Here is a 7,626-nt window from a genome sequence, read left to right as displayed (position 1 = left end):
GATCTGGAGTTATTTCGCCTCTGTGGCGTTCCCGCGTGAGCAGGTCGTCCGGCAGGTCATCGACGCACTGGATCCCGTCAAACCACAGTCGACGCCTGCGCTGGAGCCTCTGGTCGATCTGAACCGGAGCCGGTTGGAGATGGTGCTCAAGGTGCTCGACGTGGATGGGGCCGTGCAACGCGTACGTGGTGGGTGGATCACGACGGGCAACCCCTGGACATACGACGCCGACCGCTACGAGCGGCTCGAGCAAGCCAGAGACGCCGAACAGCAGGCGATGATCGACTACCAGAGCACCGACGGCTGTCGGATGGAGTTCTTGCGGCGTCAACTCGACGATCCGGACCTCGGAACGAGTTCGGACCGATGTGGGCGCTGCGACAACTGCACAGGTCAGACTTACTCCTCGGACGTCGACGCCGATGCCGTCGAGACGGCCCGAGCGCGGTTCGACAGGCCAGGAATCGATCTACCTCCGCGCAAGCAGTGGCCCAGCGGAATGAAGAAGCTGGGTGTCTCGCTCTCCGGCAAGATCGCCGACGGTCCCGAGCCAGGGCGTGTTCTCGGCAGGCTCACCGACCTCGGCTGGGGCGCCCGTCTGCGCGCTGTCCTGGACGGGCCGGACGCCGAAGCGACCCCGGCCCTCCTCGAAGGGTGCATCAAGGTTCTGGCGTCATGGGACTGGAAGAAGCGCCCCACCGCCGTCCTGGCACTCGAGTCGGATTCGCATCCCATGCTCGTTCACTCGATCGCGCGCGAATTGGCGAGAGTCGGGAAGCTCACCGACCTGGGCATTCTGCGCCAACGACCCGATCACCCGTCGGTGACGGCCGCGAACTCGGCGTTCCGCGTGGCAGGCCTCGTCGATTCGTGGGACATCCCCGAACCCGTCCACACGGATGGTCCCGTTCTGCTGATCGATTCGGTCACCGACACCGGATGGAGGTTCACCTGTGTGTCGGTGGCGCTTCGTCGGGCAGGCGTCGACGCGGTGTTGCCGTTCGCGTTGGCCACTCCGAAATAGAACGACAAGTTCACCCTGATCAACTCCAGCCAGCGGCGATGCTTTTCCCACCAATCGAACCGCTTGTCATCCCGGGCGTGCCCATTGTGACGAAGATCACATCCGCGCTGTCACCTGCACAGAAGCGGCCTTTTTATTTTCAAACCCGCATCGACACGTGAAAAGGCCCGGTGACCTTGTTACGTTTGTACTTCCTATGAAGCCCGCACAGCTGAGAACAACCCCAGTCACTGCGCCGGACGCAGTGAAGTTTCGTAGTCCCAAGATTTCCGACGGAGTCCGGCTCTGGGAAATCGCGAGAGATTCGAAAGTACTCGATCTCAATTCGAGTTACTCGTACGTTCTGTGGTGCAGGGATTTCGCTGCCACGTCGGTCGTGTCCGACATCGACGGTCGAGCGGTCGGGTTCGTCACCGGATACATCCGACAGGATTCGCCCACAACCTTTTTCGTGTGGCAGGTAGCGGTCGACGCCGATCAGCGTGGCAAGGGCCTCGCAGGGCGGATGCTCGGTGAACTGCTCGAACGCCTCACTCCCCAGGGCATCACACACCTGGAAACAACGATCAGCCCCGACAACGAAGCGTCGATTGCGCTGTTCACGGCCCTCGCCCGAACACGAGGGACCGATATAAGAAAATCAGATTTGTTCGCGCCCAACGATTTCCCTGATAGCCACGAGGCAGAGGAGCTCTACACAGTAGGGCCCGCCGCTGTGCGCACAAACGAAAGGAACAAGCAGAACATGTCCGAAAAGATCAGTACCACAGAGAAGCCTGACGTCTTCGAGACTATCGAGTCCGCCGTCCGCAGCTACAGCCGTCAGTGGCCCGCTGTGTTCAAGACCGCGAAGAACTCGACCCTCGTGGACGAGGACGGCCGGGAATACCTCGACTTCTTCGGTGGCGCAGGCGCACTGAATTACGGTCACAACAACGACATCCTCAAGGACGCACTCGTCGAGTACATCCAGAGCGACGGCATCACGCACAGCCTGGACATGTCGACCGTCGCGAAACGCGAGTTTCTCGAGTCGTTCAAGAAGAACATTCTCGATCCCCGTGGGTTGGACTACAAAGTCCAGTTCCCCGGTCCCACAGGCACCAACACCGTCGAGGCAGCACTCAAGCTCGCCCGCAAGGTCACCGGTCGCGCGGCAATCATCAACTTCACCAATGCATTCCACGGCATGACACTCGGCGCGTTGTCGGTCACCGGCAATTCGATGAAGCGAGCTGGCGCCGGAATTCCGCTGGTGCACACCACGCCGATGCCGTACGACAACTACTTTGGCGGCGTGACCGAAGACTTCCAGTGGTTCGAACGCGTCCTCGACGACTCGGGCAGTGGCTTCAACCGCCCTGCAGCGGTCATCGTCGAAACGATTCAGGGCGAGGGCGGCATCAACATCGCGCGTCCCGAATGGTTACGCGCCCTGGCAGAACTGTGCTCGCGTCGCGAAATACTGCTCATCGTCGACGACGTCCAGATGGGCTGTGGACGCACCGGCCAATTCTTCTCGTTCGAAGAAGCGGGCATCGTTCCCGACATCGTCACGCTCTCGAAGTCGATCGGCGGATACGGCATGCCGATGGCCCTGACGCTGTTCAAGCCCGAACTCGACGTCTGGGGGCCCGGTGAGCACAACGGCACGTTCCGTGGCTTCAACCCCTCGTTCGTCACGTCGAAGAAGGCCATCGACACCTACTGGTCCGACGACAAGTTCGAGAAGGAAATCCTGGCCAAGGGCGAGCACATCCAGGACCGGTTCATGAAGCTGTGCGCCGACTTTGACGGTGTCTCCACACGCGGCCGCGGCATGGTCCAGGCCCTCGTGTTCGACGACGCGGAGATGGCAGGCAAGGTGGCCGGCCTTTGTTACGACGAAGGCCTCCTCGTGGAGACCGCCGGACCGTCGGACGAGGTTGTCAAGCTGCTCCCGCCGCTCACGACGACCCGCGACGAACTCGACCGTGGACTCGACATCATCGCTGCTGCGGTGACGAAGGCCTGCTCCTGAACTACTCTCCGCGAGTAGAAACGCTTCGACGAGGGGAGAAACTTTCATGATCGTACGTACCACGCAGGAAATCACCGGAACCGAGCGCGACATCTCGAGCGAAGACGGCAACTGGCGCAGTAAGCGCATCGTTCTCGGTGGCGACAAGGTCGGCTTCTCGTTTCACGAGACCACTATCGAGGCCGGAACGGTGAACAACTTCCACTACGCCAACCACATCGAAGCGGTGTGGCTCATCGAAGGCGTAGGCACGCTGACCGACCGGGAAACGGGCGAAACATACGAACTCGGCCCCGGTTCGATGTACCTCCTCAATGGCAACGAGCGCCACACGGTGGAACCTCGCACGAAGATGCGCATGCTGTGCGTGTTCAACCCTCCAGTGGTGGGCAACGAAGTCCACGACGAGAACGGTGTGTACCCGCTGGTCGAAGTACCCGCCTGATACAAGCGCCACGAACTCTGCCCCGCACAGCAATCGCTGTGCGGGGCAGAGTCGTCTTACCCAGCACTTGACCAGCGCATCTTCTACCGAGCGCTAATCTGGACGGCGTGGCTTCACCTGTTCGTCCCTACCCCACCGACCCCGAGTCCGTTCGCGCCGATGCGGCCTCTTCGCGTCCTGGCCTCGAGGTCCTCGACCACCTGGTCGGACTGCTCGCCAACACGCGAATCGCCGTCGTCACGGGCGCCGGAATGTCGACGGATTCGGGCATCCCCGACTACCGGGGGCCCGACTCGCCGCCGCGCAACCCCATGACCTTCCAGCAGTTCATCGGCGACGACGAGTTCCGGCGTCACTACTGGGCGCGTAACCACGTCGGTTGGCGTCACATGGACGCCGCTCGGCCCAACTCGGGACACCGCGCGTTGGCCGAACTCGAACGTCGAGGCATCGTCAGCGGAGTGATCACGCAGAACGTCGACATGCTGCACACGAAGGCAGGCAGTCGACGCGTCATCGACCTCCACGGCGTCTACGCCCGAGTCCGCTGCCTCGACTGCGGCGGGCTGATTTCTCGCTTCACGCTCGCGCAGCGACTCGAGAAACTGAACCCGGGCTTTCTGGAAAGCGTCGCGCCCGCGGACGGGGTCGAGATCGCACCCGACGCCGACGCCGTCATCTCCAGTACGGCCCACTTCAGAATGGCCGACTGCGACAGTTGTGGTGGCGTCCTGAAGCCCGACATCGTCTATTTCGGCGAGAGTGTGCCCAAACCACGCGTCGCGGAAGCGTTCGACCTCGTGGACGACGCCGGCGCCGTTCTCGTACTTGGCTCGTCCTTGACCGTCATGTCGGGCCTTCGCTTCGTGCGCCGAGCGGCCAAGGCGTCGAAGCCCATTGTCATCGTCAACCGCGGTGTCACCCGAGGCGACGAGTTCGCGGCCCTTGTCAGTGGTGCGGGTTGTTCCGAGACACTCACCGCCCTCGTCGACGCCTTACCGCGCCGGAGGCGGTAGCCCTCGGCTACGGCGTGACCGGCACCAGATCGTCCGCGTGCACCACCGGACGCTGCAGTTCCGGCGACAGATCGGCACTGGACTTGCCGAGCATGCCCGTCAGCTCGGACGCGTCGTAGGCCACCACTCCCCGCGCTACCACTTCGGCGTCGGGACCTCGGAGCGAGACGACGTCTCCGCCGTAGAAGCGGCCGGCAATGCCGGTGATCCCCGCCGACAGCAGCGACCGTCTCTTGTCCACGACAGCACGAACCGCACCGGCGTCGAGGTGCAAATCGCCCTGAACGTCCGCCGCGTGACGGACCCAGAACCTTCTTGCCGACAATCTCGCCGGGCGAGCCGCGAACGCCGTTCCTACCTCGGCGGTCGTCAGAGCGAGCCGCGCGTCCGCCGCCGCGGCCAGAAGTACCGGAACCCCGGCATCCGCCGCGAGGCGCGCCGCGGACAATTTGGAGGCCATTCCCCCGGTGCCCAGAGCTCCACCGGAGCCGGCGACCACACCGTCGAGATCTTCGGGGCTGTCGACCTCCCGAATGAGCACAGCGTGTCCCTTGCGGGGATCACCGTCGTAGAGACCGTCCACGTCCGACAGCAACACCAGAGCGTCCGCACCGACCAGATGGGCCACCAGGGCGGCGAGACGGTCGTTGTCGCCGAACCTGATCTCGGCGGTCGCCACCGTGTCGTTCTCGTTGACGATCGCAACGGCCCCGAGAGAGCGCAGCCGATCCAAGGTCCGTTGCGCGTTGCGGTGATTGGTGCGGCGCGCGATGTCCTCGGCAGTGAGCAAAACCTGACCGACCGTGCGCCCGTAGCGTCCGAACGACGTACCCCACGCATGCGCGAGAGCCAGCTGCCCGACGCTCGCCGCCGCTTGCTTGGTCGCGAGATCCTGCGGGCGCCTGGTCAACCCGAGCGGCGCGATTCCCGCGCCGATTGCACCGGAGGACACCACGACGACGTCGGTGCCCGCACGCATACGCGCTTCGACCGCGTCGGCCAGGAGGTCGAGACGTACATCGTCGAGGCCGCCGACGAGTGAGGTCAGTGCCGACGACCCGATCTTGACGACGATCCGCTTCGCACCGGCCACCGTGGACCTGGTAGCGGAAATCAATGCAGCAGAATCGGATTCAGCCGGCACGGTGCCTCACTCTTCGCCGTCGAGCCCACGTCGAACTCGACGGGCATGCTTGCGTTCGTCGGCACCGATTCGGTCGACCTGGTCGAGCCTCACGTCGGTACCGCGCCCTGTTCGGGTGACTTCGACACCGGCGGGGGTCTGCGGCTCCCAATCGAACGAGACGTCGCCGATGGTCACCGAAGCACCGGGCTGCGCCCCCAGTTTGATCAATGCATCCTCGACGCCCAGGCGGGCCAACCGGTCGGCGAGGTACCCGACGGCTTCGTCGTTGTTGAACTGCGTTTGCCGCACCCATCGCTCCGGACGCGTGCCGAGCACGACGAATCCACCGGGAATGTCGGGGTCCTTGATGACCTGGAAGCCTTCTTCGTTTCGCGCGACGGGCCGCAGAACGGGGCGACGCGGCTCAGCGGGCGGATTCGCGATGCGGTAGTCCTGGACCATCTTGCCGAGCGCGTAGATGAGCGGCTTGAGCCCCTCGCGGGTCACCGCGGAGATGGTGAAGACCGGCCAGCCGCGGGACTCGAACTCGGGCGTCACCATCTCGGCGAGTTCGGCCGCCTCGGGGATGTCGGCCTTGTTGAGCACGACGATCCGTGGGCGGTCCGCAAGGTCACCGAGGCTCGCATCTCCCAGCATGGCGGGCTTGTAGGCCGCGAGTTCGGCTTCGAGCGCATCGACGTCGGAGACCGGGTCGCGCCCGGGATCGAGTGTGGCGCAATCGACGACGTGAGCCAGAACTGCAGTGCGCTCGAGATGGCGCAGGAAGTCGAGGCCGAGGCCCTTGCCCTGACTCGCACCCGGGATGAGACCGGGCACGTCTGCCACCGTGTACGTCGTGTCTCCGCTCGAGACCACCCCGAGGTTGGGCACGAGCGTAGTGAACGGGTAATCCGCGATCTTGGGTTTCGCCGCAGACAACACCGACACGAGCGAAGACTTGCCGGCAGAGGGGAAGCCGACGAGGCCGATATCGGCGACGGATTTGAGTTCCAGCACCAGATCGCGCTCGATGCCCTCTTCTCCGAGTAGCGCGAAACCGGGTGCACGACGAGCTTTCGATGCGAGCGCTGCGTTTCCGAGCCCTCCACGACCGCCTGGTGCGGCGTCGAACCGCGTGCCCTCTCCGATCATGTCGGCGAGGATGCGCCCGTCCTTGTCCAGCACGACGGTGCCGTCGGGGACCTTGAGGATCAGGTCTTCTCCGTTGGCACCCTCTCGGTTGCCGCCCATTCCCTGCGTGCCGTTACTGGCCTTGGCGTGGGAGTGAAAATGGAAATCGAGGAGGGTGTGGACACTGCTGTCCACGACGAAGACGACGCCGCCACCTTGACCGCCGTTGCCACCGTCGGGTCCGCCGAGTGGCTTGAACTTTTCACGGTGAACCGAAGAACAGCCGTTGCCGCCTTTTCCTGCGCTGACGTGCAGTACTACGCGGTCTATAAATCGTGACATGGCTGCCTTCGATCCTTCCTCGGCCCCTGTGAGACCGAAATGTTCGATGCCCGACAAACACGATAAGGGCGGACCGGGTTTTTGACCCTGGTCCGCCCTTGTCGACAAGCATGGGGTGCGTCGGTAGTGCCCGGTGAAGGACTTACCTCCGACGCAGTGAAGCAGTTTCGGACTAGGCCTCGACTGCGACCGGAACGATGTTCACGGTCTTGCGTCCGCGCTTGGCGCCGAACTCGACGGCACCTGCGGACAGGGCGAACAGAGTGTCGTCGCCGCCGCGGCCGACGTTGACGCCGGGATGGAAGTGCGTGCCACGCTGACGAACCAGGATCTCGCCTGCGCTGACCGTCTGGCCACCGAAACGCTTGACGCCGAGGCGCTGAGCATTTGAATCGCGACCGTTACGGGAGCTTGATGCACCCTTCTTATGTGCCATGTTGCATACCCTCCTCGGGGTGAATCAGCTTGAGAGAACGCGGGTCCGAATAGACCTGGTTACTTGATGCCGGTGACCTTGAGGAC

Annotated in this window: 6 protein-coding genes and 2 pseudogenes; 5 read left to right on the top strand and 3 right to left on the bottom strand. The window is 63.7% G+C overall.

Going from position 1 to position 7,626, the window contains the following annotated elements; all coding sequences use genetic code 11:
- The 5 genes and pseudogenes from WBQ44_RS12015 to WBQ44_RS11995 form a co-directional block, all read left to right on the top strand.
- Window positions 1-1,024, top strand: a pseudogene (locus WBQ44_RS12015) (recombinase RecQ); the annotation flags it as partial.
- Window positions 1,025-1,220: 196 nt separating this feature from the next.
- A pseudogene (ectA, locus tag WBQ44_RS12010) lies at window positions 1,221-1,721 on the top strand (diaminobutyrate acetyltransferase); the annotation flags it as partial.
- A 48-nt stretch (window positions 1,722-1,769) separates the two neighbouring features.
- Window positions 1,770-3,044 (top strand): diaminobutyrate--2-oxoglutarate transaminase, encoded by a 1,275-nt coding sequence (gene ectB, locus WBQ44_RS12005; protein WP_495566914.1) that lies wholly within the window; start codon window positions 1,770-1,772, stop codon window positions 3,042-3,044.
- Window positions 3,045-3,090: 46 nt separating this feature from the next.
- Window positions 3,091-3,489 carry an ectoine synthase gene (locus WBQ44_RS12000; protein WP_495566911.1) on the top strand — a complete coding sequence of 133 codons (399 nt, stop codon included), beginning with the start codon at window positions 3,091-3,093 and terminating at the stop codon, window positions 3,487-3,489.
- Between the two features lie 200 nt (window positions 3,490-3,689).
- Window positions 3,690-4,505: a Sir2 family NAD-dependent protein deacetylase gene (locus tag WBQ44_RS11995; RefSeq protein ID WP_495566913.1), complete on the top strand. Its 816-nt coding sequence runs from the start codon at window positions 3,690-3,692 to the stop codon at window positions 4,503-4,505.
- A 7-nt stretch (window positions 4,506-4,512) separates the two neighbouring features.
- Here the strand turns inward: WBQ44_RS11995 and proB are convergent, their stop codons facing one another.
- The 3 genes from proB to rpmA form a co-directional block, all read right to left on the bottom strand.
- The gene (proB, locus tag WBQ44_RS11990; RefSeq protein ID WP_495566912.1) at window positions 4,513-5,619 is read right to left on the bottom strand and encodes a glutamate 5-kinase; all 1,107 of its coding nucleotides are present in this window, start codon (window positions 5,617-5,619) and stop codon (window positions 4,513-4,515) included.
- Window positions 5,620-5,655: 36 nt separating this feature from the next.
- Window positions 5,656-7,104, bottom strand: coding sequence for a GTPase ObgE (gene obgE / locus WBQ44_RS11985; RefSeq protein WP_495566910.1), 1,449 nt, complete (start codon window positions 7,102-7,104; stop codon window positions 5,656-5,658).
- A 172-nt stretch (window positions 7,105-7,276) separates the two neighbouring features.
- Window positions 7,277-7,540: a 50S ribosomal protein L27 gene (gene rpmA / locus WBQ44_RS11980; RefSeq protein WP_072802495.1), complete on the bottom strand. Its 264-nt coding sequence runs from the start codon at window positions 7,538-7,540 to the stop codon at window positions 7,277-7,279.
- Window positions 7,541-7,626: the final 86 nt, after the last annotated feature.

The sequence above is a fragment of the Rhodococcus sp. (in: high G+C Gram-positive bacteria) genome (assembly GCF_049591685.1).
In the GTDB taxonomy this organism is placed as follows: domain Bacteria; phylum Actinomycetota; class Actinomycetes; order Mycobacteriales; family Mycobacteriaceae; genus Rhodococcoides.
The sequence above is the reverse complement of the archived record's forward strand: the minus strand, read 5'-3'. Positions and strand labels throughout refer to the sequence as shown.

Excerpts from the sequence above, each read along its gene's own strand:
- ectB (WP_495566914.1), top strand. The coding sequence starts at position 1,770 with ATGTCCGAAAAGATCAGTACCACAGAGAAGCCTGACGTCTTCGAGACT.
- WBQ44_RS12000 (WP_495566911.1), top strand. The coding sequence starts at position 3,091 with ATGATCGTACGTACCACGCAGGAAATCACCGGAACCGAGCGCGACATC.
- obgE (WP_495566910.1), bottom strand. The coding sequence starts at position 7,104 with ATGTCACGATTTATAGACCGCGTAGTACTGCACGTCAGCGCAGGAAAA.
- rpmA (WP_072802495.1), bottom strand. The coding sequence starts at position 7,540 with ATGGCACATAAGAAGGGTGCATCAAGCTCCCGTAACGGTCGCGATTCA.